Source organism: Enterobacter sp. JBIWA005 (assembly GCF_019968805.1).
Taxonomy (GTDB): Bacteria; Pseudomonadota; Gammaproteobacteria; order Enterobacterales; family Enterobacteriaceae; genus Enterobacter; species Enterobacter vonholyi.
In genome coordinates this window covers 1,316,808-1,332,383 of the sequence record NZ_CP074159.1, presented here as the reverse complement: position 1 = coordinate 1,332,383, position 15,576 = coordinate 1,316,808, and the positions used below count along the sequence as shown (strand labels likewise).

Below are 15,576 nucleotides of genomic sequence, written 5' to 3'. Positions count from 1 at the left end.
TATGCCCTCTCCCTGTGGGAGAGGGTTAAGGTGAGGGGAACAGCACTCCCCTCTTACTACTTACGCACTGCGCTGCAGCAGCATCGACTTAATATGGCCGATGGCGCGCGTCGGGTTTAGCCCCTTCGGACACACACTGACGCAGTTCATGATGCTATGGCAGCGGAATACGCTGAAAGCGTCACTCAGTCCTTCCAGACGGCTGTCGGTTTCGGTGTCGCGGCTGTCGATCAGGAAGCGATAGGCAGCCAGCAGACCGGCCGGACCGATAAACTTGTCCGGGTTCCACCAGAACGACGGGCAGGACGTAGAACAGCATGCGCAGAGAATACACTCGTACAAACCGTCGAGTTTTTCACGCTGCTCAGGAGACTGTAAGTGCTCGCGAGCCGGTGGATTTTGCCCATTATTCAATAAGTAAGGCTTAATCTTCTCATATTGTGCATAGAATTGCCCCATGTCTACCACCAAATCACGCACGACCGGCAGGCCTGGCAGAGGACGGATAACAATTTTCTGACCAGGACGCTGCAACGCTGATATTGGCGTGATGCAGGCCAGGCCATTTTTGCCGTTCATGTTCACACCGTCAGAGCCACAAACCCCTTCACGGCAGGAGCGGCGGAACGACAGGGTTGGATCTTTTTCTTTCAGCTGGATTAAGGCATCCAGCAGCATCATGTCGCGACCTTCTTCCGCTTCCAGGGTGTAGTCCTGCATGCGCGGAGCGTCATCAACATCCGGGTTATAACGATAAACTGAGAATTCGAGTTTCATTATCCTGTCTCCGCATTAGTAAGTACGAATCTTCGGCGGGAACGCCGGACGCAGTTTCGGTTCCATGTTGACGCTACGACGCGTCATGGTTTCCGACTCTGGCAGATACAGGGAATGACACAGCCAGTTTTCGTCATCACGCTCCGGGAAGTCGAAGCGGCTATGGGCGCCACGGCTTTCGGTACGGAAGTTTGCCGACATCGCGGTCGCGAACGCGGTTTCCATCAGGTTATCCAGCTCCAGGCACTCAACGCGCTGGGTGTTAAACTCGCTGGAAGTGTCATCCAGACGGGCATTTTTCAGACGCTCGCGGATCGCTTTCAGCTGCTCAAGACCTTTGGCCATCGCGTCGCCTTCACGGAATACCGAGAAGTTGTGCTGCATACATTCCTGCAGCGCTTTACGGATTTCCACCGGATCTTCGCCGTTACGGTTGCCGTTCCAGCGGTTGAGGCGCTCAAGAGAGGCATCAATTTCGTCGTCGGTTGCGTCACGCAGCGCACCCTGCTCGGCAATGGATTCCTGCAGATGCAGACCCACTGCGCGACCAAACACCACCAGATCCAGCAGGGAGTTGCCGCCCAGACGGTTTGCACCGTGTACGGATACGCAGGCGATTTCGCCCACCGCGAACAGGCCAGGAATGACCACGTCTTCGCCCTGCTCGTTCACGGTCAGCGCCTGACCGGTCACTTTGGTCGGAATACCGCCCATCATGTAGTGGCAGGTTGGGATAACCGGAATCGGCTCTTTCACCGGGTCGACGTGTGCGAAGGTGCGGGACAGTTCCAGGATACCCGGCAGACGGGACTCCAGAACTTCTTTACCCAGATGGTCGAGTTTCAGCTTCGCGTGCGGACCCCATGGGCCGTCGCAGCCGCGGCCTTCACGGATTTCGATCATGATGGAACGCGCCACCACGTCACGACCCGCCAGGTCTTTCGCATTCGGGGCATAACGCTCCATGAAGCGCTCACCGTGTTTGTTCAGCAGGTAGCCACCTTCACCGCGGCAGCCTTCTGTTACCAGAACGCCTGCACCGGCGATACCGGTTGGGTGGAACTGCCACATCTCCATATCCTGCACCGGCACGCCCGCGCGGATAGCCATACCGACACCGTCACCGGTGTTGATGTGGGCGTTGGTGGTGGACTGATAGATACGGCCTGCACCGCCGGTCGCCAGCACGGTAGCGCGCGCTTTGAAGTAAACCACTTCACCGGTTTCGATGCACAGCGCGGTACAGCCAACAATTGCGCCATCGGTGTTTTTCACCAGATCCAGCGCATACCATTCGGAGAAGATGGTGGTGTGGTTTTTCAGGTTCTGCTGATACAGGGTGTGCAGCAGCGCGTGACCGGTACGGTCAGCCGCCGCCGCGGTGCGTGCCGCCTGCTCGCCGCCGAAGTTTTTCGACTGGCCGCCAAACGGACGCTGATAGATAGTGCCATTTTCCAGACGGGAGAACGGCAGACCCATGTGGTCCAGCTCCAGAATCGCTTCCGGGCCGGTTTTACACATATATTCGATGGCATCCTGGTCGCCGATGTAATCGGAACCTTTTACCGTGTCATACATGTGCCATTCCCAGTTATCTTCATGGGAGTTACCCAGCGCAACGGTAATACCGCCCTGCGCGGACACAGTATGGGAACGGGTCGGGAAAACTTTAGAGAGCAGCGCACAGGTTTGGCCGCTCTGGGAAATTTGCAGTGCGGCACGCATACCTGCGCCACCGGCACCAATTACAACAGCATCAAATTCTCTGACTGGCAGTTTCATTACACACCCCACACCACAACGAATCCATAAATAACGTAAACCACCAGTGCAACCACAATGGCCAGCTGCAGTGGGAGGCGAATCGCCAGCGGTTTAACGTAATCGGTCAACACCTGCCACATGCCAATCCATGCATGAATAAGGATAGAGAACAGGGCCAGCAGGGTGAACACTTTGGTGAAGGCGGATCCGAAGAACCCACTCCAGATTTCCCACGTCAGCGTGCCGCTGGTCGCGAAGAAACCGATCATATAGATGATGTAAAGAGTGAGAACGATGGCGGTAGCACGGACCAGAATGAAGTCATGTACGCCGTTGCGTCCTAATGCGGAGGCGTTGCTTACCATACGAGAACTCCTGCGAGAAGTGAAAGCACGACAGTAATCACAAATGAAATGTTAGCGGAGCGTTTCCCGGCTTCGAAAGTCTCTTCCAGGTAGCCAAAGTCCATCAGCATATGGCGAACACCCACAACGACGTGGTACGCCAGCGCGGTCAGAATGCCCCACATGATGAATTTCACGAAGAAGCTGTTCATGATGGCAGAGGCCTGGAGGAATCCTTCAGGGGAAGAGAGGCTGGTGCCCAGTAACCACAGCAGAATACCGACCGCCACAAACGTAATCACACCAGAAACACGGTGCAGAATGGACGCTATTGCTGTTACGGGGAACCGGATCGTTTTGAGATCCAGATTGACAGGTCTTTGTTTTTTCACATTTCTTATCATGAATAACGCCCACATGCTGTTCTTATTGTTTCCTTCCTCCGGACTGCGATGCGGGTCAAGCAGCGTTCCTTTTCTATAACTGCGCGTCATGCAAAACACTGCTTCCAGATGCTTAAACGACACGTTACAACGCTGGGTGGCTCGGGATTGCAGGGTGTTCCGGAGACCTGGCGGCAGTATAGGCCGTTCACAAAATCATTACAATTAACCTACATACAGTTTGTCGGGTTTTCTCTGGAACAGTGATCAGGGTCACGATAACAACATCTTTTTAATTTTTAATCATCTGATTTGACAAATGTTAAACAATATTGTTACAAACGTCATCAGAAAAGGCATATAATGCGCAAAAGTTATGAGGTCTCTCTTTCACCTGACAAATAGTTATGTAACAGTGTGATGGTATTGACCGAAGTTATCAGGACAGTTATTAGTGATATACAGGTTTGAATAATTCGGACTGCAAAAACGCTGATTTGCTGTTGTTTCACTGATATTTCATTCGTTTACCTGCAAGGCGCCATAGCTCTGTACCCTGGTTTGTCCTCGTGAGCTGAGCGGTAAGCCAAATAACAATCTGGTAACGGTGATTAACAGCTGAAAGCAAATCCGGTAAAGCGCAGTCTTAAGCATAAGGCGCTAAGGAGACCGTAAATGGCTGATACAAAGGCAACGCTCACCCTAAATGGTGACACTGCTATTGAACTGGATGTGCTAAAAGGCACGCTCGGTCAGGATGTTATTGATATCCGTACGCTGGGTTCCAAAGGGATGTTCACCTTTGACCCTGGATTTACCTCTACCGCATCTTGCGAATCCAAAATCACCTTTATCGACGGTGACGAAGGTATCCTGCTCCATCGCGGCTTCCCTATCGATCAGTTAGCCACCGAATCCAACTACCTGGAAGTGTGCTATATCCTGCTGAACGGCGAAAAACCGACGCAGGCCCAGTTCGATGAATTTAAAACCACCGTGACCCGTCACACCATGATCCATGAGCAGATTACCCGTCTGTTCCATGCGTTCCGTCGTGACTCTCACCCAATGGCGGTGATGTGCGGTATTACCGGTGCGCTGGCAGCGTTCTACCACGACTCCCTTGACGTGAATAACCCGCGTCACCGTGAAATCGCCGCTTACCGTCTGCTGTCCAAAATGCCTACCATGGCGGCGATGTGCTACAAATACTCCATCGGCCAGCCGTTTGTGTATCCGCGCAACGACCTCTCCTACGCGGGTAACTTCCTGCGCATGATGTTCTCCACGCCGTGCGAAGAGTACGAAGTGAACCCGGTTCTGGAACGCGCCATGGACCGTATTCTGATCCTGCACGCTGACCACGAACAGAACGCCTCTACCTCTACCGTCCGTACCGCGGGCTCTTCAGGCGCGAACCCGTTCGCCTGTATCGCTGCGGGCATCGCCTCCCTGTGGGGACCGGCGCACGGCGGCGCGAACGAAGCGGCACTGAAGATGCTGGAAGAGATCAGCACCGTTGAGCACATTCCTGAGTTCGTGCGTCGCGCGAAAGACAAGAATGATTCCTTCCGCCTGATGGGCTTCGGTCACCGTGTTTACAAAAACTACGACCCGCGCGCCACTGTGATGCGTGAGACCTGCCACGAAGTGCTGAAAGAGCTGGGCACCAAAGATGATCTGCTGGAAGTGGCGATGGAGCTGGAACACATCGCGCTGAACGACCCGTACTTCATCGAGAAGAAACTCTACCCGAACGTTGATTTCTACTCTGGCATTATTCTGAAAGCGATGGGCATTCCGTCTTCCATGTTCACCGTGATCTTCGCCATGGCGCGTACCGTAGGCTGGATTGCGCACTGGAACGAAATGCACAGCGAAGGCATGAAGATCGCGCGTCCTCGTCAACTGTATACCGGCTACGAGCAGCGTGATTTTAAGTCTGACCTGAAGCGCTAAAAGATGTTGGGTGCGGCCTGATGCCCTCACCCCGGACCTCTCCCACAGGGAGAGGGTGAAACATTAAAAACGGTAACCCAAGGGTTACCGTTTTACTTTTATTTCTGGCAGTGCGGGCACCAGTAGAAGGGTCTTGAAGAGAGCATCATCCTGTCGATAATCCCACCGCACCGCTCGCACTTTTTCCCCGCCCGATGAAACACCTTAAAGCGGAACAGCGCCCCGTGATGCTTGTTTTCATCCACTACGCCACGCGTGTTGTACGACAGCCGCGGGATGTCCAGCAGCGCGTGGGACAGCGCCTCCAGCTGTTCATCGCTCAGCTGAGAGGCTTTATGCTGCGGCGCCAGCCCGACTTCCCAGAGGATTTCCACCCGCAGGTAGTTGCCAAGCCCGGCCAGAAAGGCTTGGTCAAGAAACAGGCCGGAAAACTGCCGGTTGCGGAATGCAGGCGATAACAGCCGGGCCTTCACATCGCTCGCCGTCAGGGGCATATCCAGCACGTCCGGCCCAACCCGCTGTAAGAAGGGGTGCGTGAGCAACTGCTCCGGCGTTAACATTTCGATATCAGAGGCGCTATAGAGCAGGATCGCCTTATCCGCCGTTTGCAGCCTGACGCGCAGCACGCGGGTCGTTTGCGGCTGTTCACCCGCCTCCACCACGCGCCAGACGCCGTAAAGCTGGTTATGGCTGTATAACGTCAGGTTATGGGAAAAATGCGTGAGCAATGCTTTGCCGCGCGTTTCAATATGCGTTACCGACTGCCCCACCAGCTGTGATTCAAACGGTTTCAGTTGAGGAAAAGCAAACCAGGCCTCCGTCAGCGGTTTGCCCTTTATCGCCGCCTCGAGGCTATCCGCCGCGCGGCGGATCTCCGGGCCTTCTGGCATTTTTCTGTCCTTTTATGATTAATCTGCGCTGACAAGAATGCCCTCTTCAGCGAACGCGGCCCGCAGGCGGCGCGCGAACTGGAGCGCATGCTCGCCGTCGCCGTGTAAACATACCGTATCAGCCTGAACGTGCGCCGTTGTGCCATCCACGGCGGTCACTCGCCCGTAGCGCACCATCTCCAGCGTCTGGGCCAGCGCTTTCGCTTCATCGATAATCAGCGCACCGGCTTGCGTGCGCGGAACCAGACTGCCGTCCGGCATGTATCCCCGATCGGCAAACACCTCCTGCCGTGTGGTCAGCCCCAGCCGTTCTCCGGCACGAATAAGCTCGCTGCCCGCCAGGCCGATCAGAATCAGCTGCGGATTAGAGTCCCGCACCGCACGGGCTATAGCGTCCGCCAGCGCCGGATCTTTTGCCGCCTGGTTATAGAGCATGCCGTGCGGCTTCACGTGGCGCAGCACACCGTTCTCAGCGCGCACCATCGCCTCCAGCGCGCCGATCTGGTAGAGCACCTGTGCGTAGACCGTTTCAGGCGGCAGGTCCATCGCGGTGCGGCCAAAGTTTTCCCGGTCAGGGAAGCTCGGATGTGCGCCTATCGCGACGCCGTTTTTGATGGCGTTACGCACGCTCTCCAGCATGGTTTGCGCATCGCCCGCGTGAAAGCCGCAGGCGATATTGACCGAGGAGACCAGCGTCATCAGCGCCGCATCGGCGCTGCCGCCCTCGCCCAGATCGGCGTTTAAATCAATCTTTACCATCGAGCCTCCACGCCAGCTGTTCGAGATAGCGCTGCTGATCCTGCCGCGCCTTTAGCGCCTCCTCCAGCGAACATTGAACGAAGTGAATCGGCTGTCCGAGGGGAATTTGCGCCAGATGGTAGCGATCGGCTTCAATGATGCAGGCAATTCGCGGGTAGCCTCCCGTCGTCTGCGCGTCGTTCATTAAGACGATCGGTTGCCCGTTGCCCGGAACCTGAATAACCCCTGGCAGTAAACCGTGGGAGAGCAGTTCTCTGTCGGTCGTCCGGATCAGCGGCTGCCCCTGCAGACGATAACCCATACGGTTACTCTGCGGACTGAGCTTCCACGGCGAGCGCCAGAAGGACTCTTTTGAGGCCTCGTCGAACTCATGATATTCCGGCCCCGGTAAGGCGCGGATCTGGTTTCCCCAGAGGAGTTGTTTTACCCCCTGAGCCGTCGAGAAGTGACGCGAAGAGGGCTTAATCGCCAGGCGATCGCCGTCGCGCAATAACCGTCCTTCGTGACCGCCAATCCCGGCTTTCTGATCGGTACTGGATGAGCCCAGCACGTCAGGCACATCAATGCCGCCAGCCACCGCAAGATAGCTACGCACGCCGTGCAGAGGACGCTTTAAGGTCAGACGCTGTCCGGCTTTAGCCCGCAGACGCCAGCCGGTCCACACCGCTTTGCCGTCCAGCGTGGCATCACAGCCTGCGCCGGTGAGCGCGAACCAGGTCTCCTGACCAAACTCAATGACACACTGGCCGAGCGTAATTTCGAGCGCCGCCGTGCTGCCGGGGTTGCCCACCAGCACGTTAGCGATCTCCAGCGCTGGACGGTCCAGCGCACCACAATAGCTCACGCCGGACTGACGCATGCCAAAGCGCCCGGCATCCTGTACGGAGGTGTAAAGCCCGGCGCGAATAAGCGTTAACATACCCCCTCCTTCTGCGGGATAAAGCGAAGGGTGTCGCCGGGCCGCAGGAGTATCGGCGTCTCCAGCCCGGGTTCAAATAACGGGGTGGCGGTATGCCCGATAAGCTGCCATCCACCGGGCGATGTCAGCGGATAAACGCCGGTCTGCTCGCCACCAATCGCGACCGTCCCCGCCGGTACGCTCAGGCGCGGCTCAGCGCGGCGCGGCGTATGCAACCGGGGAGATAATCCCCCCAGATACGGGAATCCGGGCTGGAATCCCAGGAACCAGACGACGTAGTCAACCGAACTGTGCAACTCAACAACCTGCTTTTCCGTGAGTCCGCAGTGGTCTGCGACCACACCAAGATCCGGTCCCCCCGTACCGCCATAAACGACCGGGATCTCAATAGCACGCGATTCCGGCTCCAGCGCCTCGCTCTCTTCCCACCAGCGCTGTAAACGTTCAATGGCATCCAGCGCCAGCGTATGCGGACTACGCAGCACCACCGTGATGTTATTCATCCCCGGAATGGCTTCAACCACGTCCGGCAGTTCGACCAGACGCTGGGTTAGCCGCCAGATACGCTTTTGCGTGGCAAGGGTCACCGGCGGCTCGAGTTCCAGAACCACTGCAGTTTCTCCCAGAAGATAACAACGCGCTCGCTGCACTCAGGCACCTCTCATCAGGCCGGGTTAGGAATATCAATAAAGGTCACATCCAGATCGGTATTTTCCGTCAGCCACTCGCTGAGGGCGCGAATGCCGCCGCGCTCGGTGGCATGATGGCCTGCCGCGTAAAAATGCAGCCCCTGTTCACGCGCCGAGTGAATGGTCTGCTCGGAAACCTCGCCGGTGATAAAGGCATCAACACCGAAGCGCGCGGCGCTGTCGATAAAGCCCTGCCCGCCTCCGGTGCACCAGGCAACACGCTTCACCGTATCCGGACCGGTATCGCCGCTCCACAGCGGACGACGCCCCAGGCGCGCTTCAATCCAGGAAGCCAGTTCCAGCCCCGGAACCGGCATCGCCAGCTCGCCCCACGGCACCAGCGGCTCGATTTCGCCCATTACGGTAATCCCCAACAGTCGGGCAAGCTGAACGTTGTTACCAAGCTCCGGATGTGCGTCCAGCGGCAGGTGGTAACCGTACAGGTTGATGTCATTTGCCAGCAACGTTTTCAGGCGGTTGCGCTTCATGCCGCGAATAATCGGTGATTCGTTTTTCCAGAAATAACCGTGATGGACAATCACCGCATCGGCCTCCTGACGGACAGCCTCGTCGAGCAGCGCCTGGCTTGCCGTGACGCCGGTGATAATTTTCTGTACCGTTTCGCGCCCTTCTACCTGCAGGCCATTAGGACCGTAGTCGCTAAAGGAGGCGGTATTGAGTTTTTCGTTAATCAGGCGTTCCAGTTCACTGTTTTTCATCTTTATGCTCTCAAACTTTTCTGGCGGCTTCGTACGCTGCCAGCGTGGCGACACGCGCCTGTTTATGGTCAACAATCGGGCGGGGATAATCGAGCTTTACGCCCTGTTTATCCGCCCATGCCCACGGGTCGTGGATCGCTTTCGCAGGAACGTTCCTGAGCGCGGGCAACCAGCGGCGGATAAAGTCGCCGTTGGCATCAAATTTTTGTCCCTGAGTGGTTGGATTAAAAATCCGGAAATAGGGAGCCGCATCGGTGCCCGTAGAGGCAGCCCACTGCCAGCCGCCGTTATTCGCGGCGAGATCGCCATCGATCAGCTGAGAGATAAAATAGCGCTCTCCGATACGCCAGTCGATAAGCAGATCCTTCACCAGAAAGCTGGCGGTAATCATTCGCAGGCGGTTGTGCATCCACCCCGTCTCATTCAGTTGGCGCATGGCGGCATCAACAATCGGATAGCCCGTTTCCCCTTTTTGCCAGGCCTGTAAAAGTGCCTCATCGTGCTGCCATTTTACGTTGTCGGTCCATGGAATGAACGGACGATGCTTACAGAGAGCGGGATGATACGTCATCAGATGCCGATAAAATTCACGCCAGATAAGTTCGTTCAGCCACACCGAACCCGCTCCACCGTCCATCGCCTGCGGCTGCTCGGCCAGAAGACGGTGTAGACACTGACGAGGAGAGAGCACGCCCAGCGCCAGGCTTGCCGATAAGCGGCTTGTCCCTTCAATCGCCGGGAAATCCCTGCGCGCCTCGTACTCTCCCGCGCCCTGTTTGCAAAACTGGCGCAGCTTCGCAATTGCTGCCTTCTCGTTTGCGGGGAACAGAAGCTCATCGAATGTCTGTTGGGGATAGTTAAACGTTAATTCAGGCAGCGTGGTTATGGCTTCCTCTCTGGCTGCGGGTGCGGGTACGCACTCCGGCAGCGCCTCTTTCAGACGTTTAACAAAAGCATTTTTAAACGGCGTGAACACTTTATACATTTCATTGCCGCCGGTCATGACGCTGCCCGGTGCCAGCATTACGCTGTCATCAAATCCTTCACAAACCACCTCGCCCAGAATGTTCTCCAGTTGGCGATCCCGCAGCCGTTCGTTCAGCTCGTACTGGTAGTTATAAAAAAGATGCGTGACGCCGTTCTGCTGACATACCTCCCGCAACATCTTAAGCTGCGCGGCAAAGTCACTGACCTCTTTGTAGATCAGGGGGATACCTTTTTCAGCAAGTGAGTGTTGCAGATCGTTCAGATGCGATCTGAGGTAAGCGGCCTGACGCGGGGCCATATCATGCTGCTGCCACTGTTCAGGCGTAGCGATAAATAGCGCCAGCACGCTGGCGTCATCGGAACGGCAGGCTGCCGCGAGTGCGAAGTTGTCATGTACGCGCAGGTCCGCGCGAAACCAAACCAGATGGGTGGGCATAAAACTCCAGGCAAATATCCATTATGTCCGTAAGGGCACGCCACCAAAGGAAAAAGCGGCGCGCTTTTACTGTACTTTGCCATGAAGTGTAGACCGGATGAAATAAAAAAGGCCGCCCAAGGCGGCCTTAACGCTACTTGTCCTGCGCTATCGTGGTAAATGCAACAAACCCGATCGGTTCATCACTTTTAACAACGAGTACGCTGGCGACAATGAACGCGATGCAAAAATAGCGTTTCATTATGCGGTCCCTGCTGCTAACCGCTCCACCGTTCACCACCGGTGATAAGTCGGTGGACACAAGCTCTGACGAGAGCCTGACTTACGGTTGTGGTCACACCTTTCCCGGGACCGGTGCCCATGTGCGAGATGGCGGAAAGGGACGCTGCATAGTAGTTGGCCCTGGCGTAAAACGTAATCCACTGAAAAGGTTTTTAAGAATATATTTAGGGAGTTGCAGTTTGATTACTTAAGGACCCGAGATATTCTTTTAAGTCTCTGACGAGGGCTTGAAAACCACCCAACGGACCGCGAATCCGGAGGGACAAAAAAACCGCCACATTGCTGTTGGCGGTTTTTTTATTGCTGTGTGTAGTCTTAGTAAAAGTCGCAGGTCGCTTTCTCGGCCTGATCCATCCACACCGGCTTCTCGCTGGTTTTCGCCCAGACGCGGTGCAGATAGCTATAAAAACGTGCACGATCTTTCCAGAACAGCATCACCGGCAGAGCCAGCACGCCAGCCACTACGGCGAAAGCGCGGCGCATGAACACGATATGAGCCGGAAACTCTTTATAAAGATCCATATTTTTCTCCCCTATAGTTGGCCGGAAACGTCATCCGGAAAATTCAAAATCTGTGATCTGGCTAAAATAATATCGCTTTGTTTGTAATTTTACTACTCATCCGACCACTTATTTTCGTCCGTTTAGCGAAAATTTACATTCACGCCGTAATTAAGTTACAAAAAAGTTAACGATTTACTTATCAATAGTTAATTTGTGGGATTTGCCATTTTTATACTTTTTTTACACCCGCCCTTCTCATTTTTGCGAAATCTTTGCGCCATAAATCCTACCGTTAGCACAACAACAAAAGTCACCCGGAGGTGGATTGTGAGTGCAGGTCTTATTGCCGGCATCGTGCTGGTGTTCCTGTTATTGGGTTATCTGGTTTATGCCCTGATTAACGCGGAGGCATTCTGATGGCTGCTCAGGCGTTTTTGCTTATTGCCAGTTTCTTAGTGGTGTTGTTCGTTCTGGCAAGGCCACTGGGCTCTGGGCTGGCACGGCTAATCAATAACGTTCCCCTGCCCGGAACGGGAAGCGTTGAAAAAGGGATCTGGCGCGTACTGGGTATAGACGATCGGGAGATGAACTGGCGTGAATATTTGATCGCCATTCTGCTGCTGAATATCGTCGGGCTCATTGCGCTTTTTGCCATGCTGATGTTGCAAGGTATCCTGCCTTTGAATCCGCAACAGTTACCGGGCTTGTCCTGGCATCTCGCGCTTAACACGGCAGTCAGTTTTGTCACTAACACCAACTGGCAGTCCTATGCTGGTGAAACCACACTCAGCTACTTCAGCCAGATGGTCGGGCTAACCGTGCAGAACTTCCTCTCTGCCGCCAGCGGTATTGCGGTGATCTTCGCGCTGACGCGTGCGTTTGCGCGTCAGAAAGTGAGTACGCTGGGTAACGCGTGGGTAGACCTGACGCGCATTACGCTGTGGATCCTGCTGCCGATTGCGCTGCTGATCGCGCTGTTCTTCATTCAGCAGGGCAGCCTGCAAAACCTGCTGCCTTACGCGCCATATACCTCGCTGGAAGGCGCAAAACAGCTCCTGCCTATGGGGCCAGTGGCGTCGCAGGAAGCCATCAAAATGCTCGGGACGAACGGCGGGGGCTTCTTCAACGCCAACTCCTCGCACCCGTTTGAAAACCCGACCGCCCTGACTAATTTTGTGCAGATGCTGGCGATTTTCCTGATCCCCGCCGCGCTCTGCTTTGCTTTTGGTGACGTGGTTAACGATCGCCGTCAGGGCCGCACCGTGCTCTGGACCATGTCGCTGATCTTTGTGGTCTGTGTTGCGCTGGTGATGTGGGCCGAATGGCAGGGTAACCCGCACTTCCTCTCACTCGGTGCCGATAGCGCAATCAACATGGAAGGTAAAGAGAGCCGCTTTGGCATTCTCGCCAGCAGCCTGTATGCGGTGGTCACCACGGCAGCTTCGTGCGGGGCCGTCAATGCCATGCATGATTCCTTTACGGCGCTGGGTGGCATGATCCCGATGTGGCTGATGCAGATTGGCGAGGTGGTGTTTGGCGGCGTGGGCTCCGGTCTTTACGGCATGCTGCTGTTCGTGCTGCTGGCGGTGTTTATTGCCGGTCTGATGATTGGCCGCACGCCGGAATATTTGGGTAAAAAAATCGACGTTCGCGAGATGAAATTAACCGCGCTGGCGATTCTGGTCACCCCGGCTCTCGTGCTGCTCGGCACCGCGCTGGCGCTGATGACCGAGGCCGGACGCAGCGGCATCTTTAACCCCGGCATTCACGGTTTTAGTGAAGTGCTGTATGCCGTCTCCTCGGCCGCCAACAACAACGGTAGCGCCTTTGCGGGCCTAAGCGCCAACTCACCGTTCTGGAACTGCCTGCTGGCGTTCTGCATGTTTGTGGGCCGCTTCGGGATCATTGTGCCGGTCATGGCGATTGCCGGATCGCTGGTGAATAAAAAAATCCAACCGACCACCACCGGAACGTTACCGACCCACGGCGCGCTGTTTATCGGCCTGCTGACGGGCACCGTGTTGCTGGTCGGCGCCCTGACCTTTATCCCCGCCCTCGCGTTAGGCCCGGTCGCGGAATACCTCTCTTTACGCTGATTTTGCGGAGAAATTGTCATGAGTCGTAAACAACTGGCCCTGTTCGAACCGTCATTAGTTCGCCAGGCGCTCATGGATGCGGTGAAAAAGCTGAGCCCGCGCGTGCAGTGGCACAACCCGGTGATGTTTATCGTCTGGGCGGGAAGCGTCCTGACCACCGCCCTGGCGATTGCCATGGGAACGGGCCATATGCCGGGAAATGCGATGTTTACCGGCGCCATCAGCCTGTGGCTGTGGTTTACCGTGCTGTTCGCCAACTTTGCGGAAGCGCTGGCGGAAGGCCGGAGTAAAGCCCAGGCCAACAGCCTGAAAGGGGTGAAAAAAACCGCCTTCGCGCGCAAGCTACGGGAACCGAAATACGGCGCTCAGATGGACCACGTTCCGGCAGATGAACTGCGTAAAGGCGATGTGGTGCTGGTTGAAGCCGGTGACATCATCCCTTGCGACGGCGAAGTCATTGAAGGGGGCGCATCGGTGGATGAAAGCGCCATCACCGGGGAATCCGCGCCGGTTATCCGTGAATCTGGCGGTGATTTCGCCTCCGTGACGGGCGGGACGCGCATTCTCTCCGACTGGCTGGTGATCCAGTGCAGCGTTAACCCGGGTGAAACCTTCCTCGACAGGATGATCGCCATGGTGGAAGGCGCACAGCGCCGTAAAACGCCAAACGAAATTGCCCTGACCATCCTGCTGGTGGCCTTGACCATTGTCTTCCTGCTGGCAACCGCGACGCTGTGGCCGTTCTCTGCGTATGGCGGTACCGCGGTCACCGTCACGGTGCTGGTGGCGCTGCTGGTTTGTCTGATCCCCACCACCATCGGCGGCCTGCTGTCGGCCATCGGCGTGGCCGGCATGAGCCGTATGCTCGGTGCCAACGTCATCGCCACCAGCGGGCGTGCTGTAGAAGCCGCCGGTGACGTGGATGTGTTGCTGCTGGATAAAACCGGCACCATTACCCTTGGTAACCGTCAGGCGTCAGATTTCCTACCCGCCCCGGGCGTGGATGAAAAAACGCTGGCGGATGCCGCGCAGCTCTCCTCGCTTGCTGATGAAACCCCGGAAGGCCGCAGCATTGTGATCCTCGCCAAGCAGCGCTTTAACCTGCGCCAGCGCGACGTTCAGAGCCTGCACGCCACGTTCGTACCCTTCACGGCGCAAACCCGCATGAGCGGCATCAACATCCAGGATCGCATGATCCGTAAAGGCTCGGTTGACGCGATCCGCCGCCACATCGAGGCCAACAACGGTCACTTCCCACCGGAAGTGGACAGCCTGGTCGAAAGCGTGGCCCGTCAGGGGGCAACGCCGCTGGTGGTGGCCGAAGGGGCCCATGTGCTCGGGGTGATTGCCCTGAAGGATATCGTCAAAGGCGGCATCAAGGAGCGCTTTGCTCAACTGCGTAAAATGGGGATCAAAACGGTGATGATCACCGGGGATAACCGTCTTACCGCTGCGGCCATTGCTGCCGAAGCGGGCGTGGATGATTTCCTTTCCGAAGCCACACCGGAAGCCAAGCTGGCACTGATTCGTCAGTATCAGGCGGAAGGCCGTCTGGTGGCGATGACGGGCGACGGAACCAACGATGCCCCTGCCCTCGCGCAGGCCGACGTGGCGGTGGCGATGAACTCCGGTACGCAGGCAGCCAAAGAGGCGGGCAACATGGTCGACCTCGACTCTAACCCGACCAAACTGATTGAAGTGGTACACATCGGCAAGCAGATGCTGATGACGCGCGGCTCGCTGACCACGTTCAGTATCGCTAACGACGTGGCGAAGTATTTCGCCATCATTCCGGCCGCGTTTGCTGCGACCTATCCGCAATTAAACGCCCTGAACGTAATGCACCTGCATTCTCCGGCCTCGGCCATTCTGAGCGCAGTGATCTTTAACGCCCTGATTATTGTCTTCCTGATCCCGCTGGCGCTGAAGGGCGTGAGCTATAAGCCGCTCACGGCGGCCGCCATGCTGCGCCGTAACCTGTGGATTTACGGCCTGGGCGGGCTGGTGGTGCCCTTCGTCGGTATCAAGGTTATCGACCTGCTGTTGACGCTGTTCGGCCTGGTTTAAA

General features: G+C 56.4%; 15 protein-coding genes. 4 read left to right on the top strand and 11 right to left on the bottom strand.

Going from position 1 to position 15,576, the window contains the following annotated elements; genetic code table 11:
- Positions 1 to 60: 60 nt before the first annotated feature.
- Genes sdhB through sdhC form a run of 4 tightly spaced genes read right to left on the bottom strand, consistent with a single transcriptional unit; the run spans position 61 to position 3,304 of the window.
- Complete coding sequence (sdhB, locus tag KGP22_RS06275) at positions 61 to 777, bottom strand: succinate dehydrogenase iron-sulfur subunit SdhB (protein ID WP_008501090.1); 717 nt, start codon at positions 775 to 777, stop codon at positions 61 to 63.
- Positions 778 to 792: 15 nt separating this feature from the next.
- Positions 793 to 2,559, bottom strand: a complete 1,767-nt coding sequence (gene sdhA / locus KGP22_RS06270; protein WP_223581622.1) for a succinate dehydrogenase flavoprotein subunit — start codon at positions 2,557 to 2,559, stop codon at positions 793 to 795.
- Positions 2,559 to 2,906 carry a succinate dehydrogenase membrane anchor subunit gene (gene sdhD / locus KGP22_RS06265; protein WP_008501088.1) on the bottom strand — a complete coding sequence of 116 codons (348 nt, stop codon included), beginning with the start codon at positions 2,904 to 2,906 and terminating at the stop codon, positions 2,559 to 2,561. Before sdhD ends, sdhA begins: the two co-directional genes overlap by 1 nt.
- Positions 2,900 to 3,304: a succinate dehydrogenase cytochrome b556 subunit gene (sdhC, locus tag KGP22_RS06260; RefSeq protein WP_020684965.1), complete on the bottom strand. Its 405-nt coding sequence runs from the start codon at positions 3,302 to 3,304 to the stop codon at positions 2,900 to 2,902. Before sdhC ends, sdhD begins: the two co-directional genes overlap by 7 nt.
- 639 nt (positions 3,305 to 3,943) lie before the next feature.
- On the opposite strand from sdhC, the gene KGP22_RS06255 reads away from it, so the two are divergent.
- On the top strand, positions 3,944 to 5,227 hold the full coding sequence (locus tag KGP22_RS06255) for a citrate synthase (protein ID WP_045909567.1): 1,284 nt from the start codon (positions 3,944 to 3,946) through the stop codon (positions 5,225 to 5,227).
- 98 nt (positions 5,228 to 5,325) lie between these two features.
- Here KGP22_RS06255 and nei read toward each other — a convergent pair whose 3' ends face one another.
- From nei to KGP22_RS06220, 7 genes are all read right to left on the bottom strand, one after another.
- A complete protein-coding gene (nei, locus tag KGP22_RS06250) occupies positions 5,326 to 6,117 on the bottom strand; it encodes an endonuclease VIII (protein ID WP_223581620.1) in 792 nt (263 codons plus the stop codon).
- A gap of 18 nt (positions 6,118 to 6,135) precedes the next feature.
- A complete protein-coding gene (pxpA, locus tag KGP22_RS06245; protein ID WP_223581617.1) occupies positions 6,136 to 6,876 on the bottom strand; it encodes a 5-oxoprolinase subunit PxpA in 741 nt (246 codons plus the stop codon).
- Complete coding sequence (gene pxpC, locus KGP22_RS06240; protein ID WP_111964371.1) at positions 6,863 to 7,795, bottom strand: 5-oxoprolinase subunit PxpC; 933 nt, start codon at positions 7,793 to 7,795, stop codon at positions 6,863 to 6,865. Before pxpC ends, pxpA begins: the two co-directional genes overlap by 14 nt.
- Entirely contained in the window at positions 7,789 to 8,445 is a 657-nt protein-coding gene (pxpB, locus tag KGP22_RS06235; RefSeq protein ID WP_223581615.1) for a 5-oxoprolinase subunit PxpB, read from the bottom strand. The genes pxpC and pxpB overlap by 7 nt, the downstream gene beginning before the upstream one ends.
- A gap of 14 nt (positions 8,446 to 8,459) precedes the next feature.
- The gene (locus KGP22_RS06230; RefSeq protein ID WP_045909572.1) at positions 8,460 to 9,203 is read right to left on the bottom strand and encodes a type 2 GTP cyclohydrolase I; all 744 of its coding nucleotides are present in this window, start codon (positions 9,201 to 9,203) and stop codon (positions 8,460 to 8,462) included.
- Positions 9,204 to 9,213: 10 nt separating this feature from the next.
- A complete protein-coding gene (gene phrB, locus KGP22_RS06225; RefSeq protein WP_223581607.1) occupies positions 9,214 to 10,626 on the bottom strand; it encodes a deoxyribodipyrimidine photo-lyase in 1,413 nt (470 codons plus the stop codon).
- A 597-nt stretch (positions 10,627 to 11,223) separates the two neighbouring features.
- The gene (locus KGP22_RS06220; protein ID WP_008501079.1) at positions 11,224 to 11,430 is read right to left on the bottom strand and encodes a YbfA family protein; all 207 of its coding nucleotides are present in this window, start codon (positions 11,428 to 11,430) and stop codon (positions 11,224 to 11,226) included.
- A gap of 309 nt (positions 11,431 to 11,739) precedes the next feature.
- Here KGP22_RS06220 and kdpF point away from each other — a divergent pair, with 309 nt between their 5' ends.
- The 3 genes from kdpF to kdpB are packed head-to-tail and all read left to right on the top strand — an operon-like array spanning position 11,740 to position 15,575.
- A complete protein-coding gene (gene kdpF, locus KGP22_RS06215) occupies positions 11,740 to 11,829 on the top strand; it encodes a K(+)-transporting ATPase subunit F (protein WP_014069365.1) in 90 nt (29 codons plus the stop codon).
- On the top strand, positions 11,829 to 13,508 hold the full coding sequence (gene kdpA, locus KGP22_RS06210) for a potassium-transporting ATPase subunit KdpA (protein WP_223581604.1): 1,680 nt from the start codon (positions 11,829 to 11,831) through the stop codon (positions 13,506 to 13,508). The genes kdpF and kdpA overlap by 1 nt, the downstream gene beginning before the upstream one ends.
- A gap of 18 nt (positions 13,509 to 13,526) precedes the next feature.
- Positions 13,527 to 15,575: a potassium-transporting ATPase subunit KdpB gene (gene kdpB / locus KGP22_RS06205; RefSeq protein ID WP_047073918.1), complete on the top strand. Its 2,049-nt coding sequence runs from the start codon at positions 13,527 to 13,529 to the stop codon at positions 15,573 to 15,575.
- The last annotated feature ends 1 nt before the right edge of the window (position 15,576 follow it).

Bases quoted from the DNA above. Each gene is read 5' to 3' on its own strand.
- sdhB (WP_008501090.1), bottom strand. From the start codon at position 777: ATGAAACTCGAATTCTCAGTTTATCGTTATAACCCGGATGTTGATGAC.
- sdhA (WP_223581622.1), bottom strand. From the start codon at position 2,559: ATGAAACTGCCAGTCAGAGAATTTGATGCTGTTGTAATTGGTGCCGGT.
- sdhD (WP_008501088.1), bottom strand. From the start codon at position 2,906: ATGGTAAGCAACGCCTCCGCATTAGGACGCAACGGCGTACATGACTTC.
- sdhC (WP_020684965.1), bottom strand. From the start codon at position 3,304: ATGTGGGCGTTATTCATGATAAGAAATGTGAAAAAACAAAGACCTGTC.
- KGP22_RS06255 (WP_045909567.1), top strand. From the start codon at position 3,944: ATGGCTGATACAAAGGCAACGCTCACCCTAAATGGTGACACTGCTATT.
- nei (WP_223581620.1), bottom strand. From the start codon at position 6,117: ATGCCAGAAGGCCCGGAGATCCGCCGCGCGGCGGATAGCCTCGAGGCG.
- pxpA (WP_223581617.1), bottom strand. From the start codon at position 6,876: ATGGTAAAGATTGATTTAAACGCCGATCTGGGCGAGGGCGGCAGCGCC.
- pxpC (WP_111964371.1), bottom strand. From the start codon at position 7,795: ATGTTAACGCTTATTCGCGCCGGGCTTTACACCTCCGTACAGGATGCC.
- KGP22_RS06230 (WP_045909572.1), bottom strand. From the start codon at position 9,203: ATGAAAAACAGTGAACTGGAACGCCTGATTAACGAAAAACTCAATACC.
- phrB (WP_223581607.1), bottom strand. From the start codon at position 10,626: ATGCCCACCCATCTGGTTTGGTTTCGCGCGGACCTGCGCGTACATGAC.
- KGP22_RS06220 (WP_008501079.1), bottom strand. From the start codon at position 11,430: ATGGATCTTTATAAAGAGTTTCCGGCTCATATCGTGTTCATGCGCCGC.
- kdpA (WP_223581604.1), top strand. From the start codon at position 11,829: ATGGCTGCTCAGGCGTTTTTGCTTATTGCCAGTTTCTTAGTGGTGTTG.
- kdpB (WP_047073918.1), top strand. From the start codon at position 13,527: ATGAGTCGTAAACAACTGGCCCTGTTCGAACCGTCATTAGTTCGCCAG.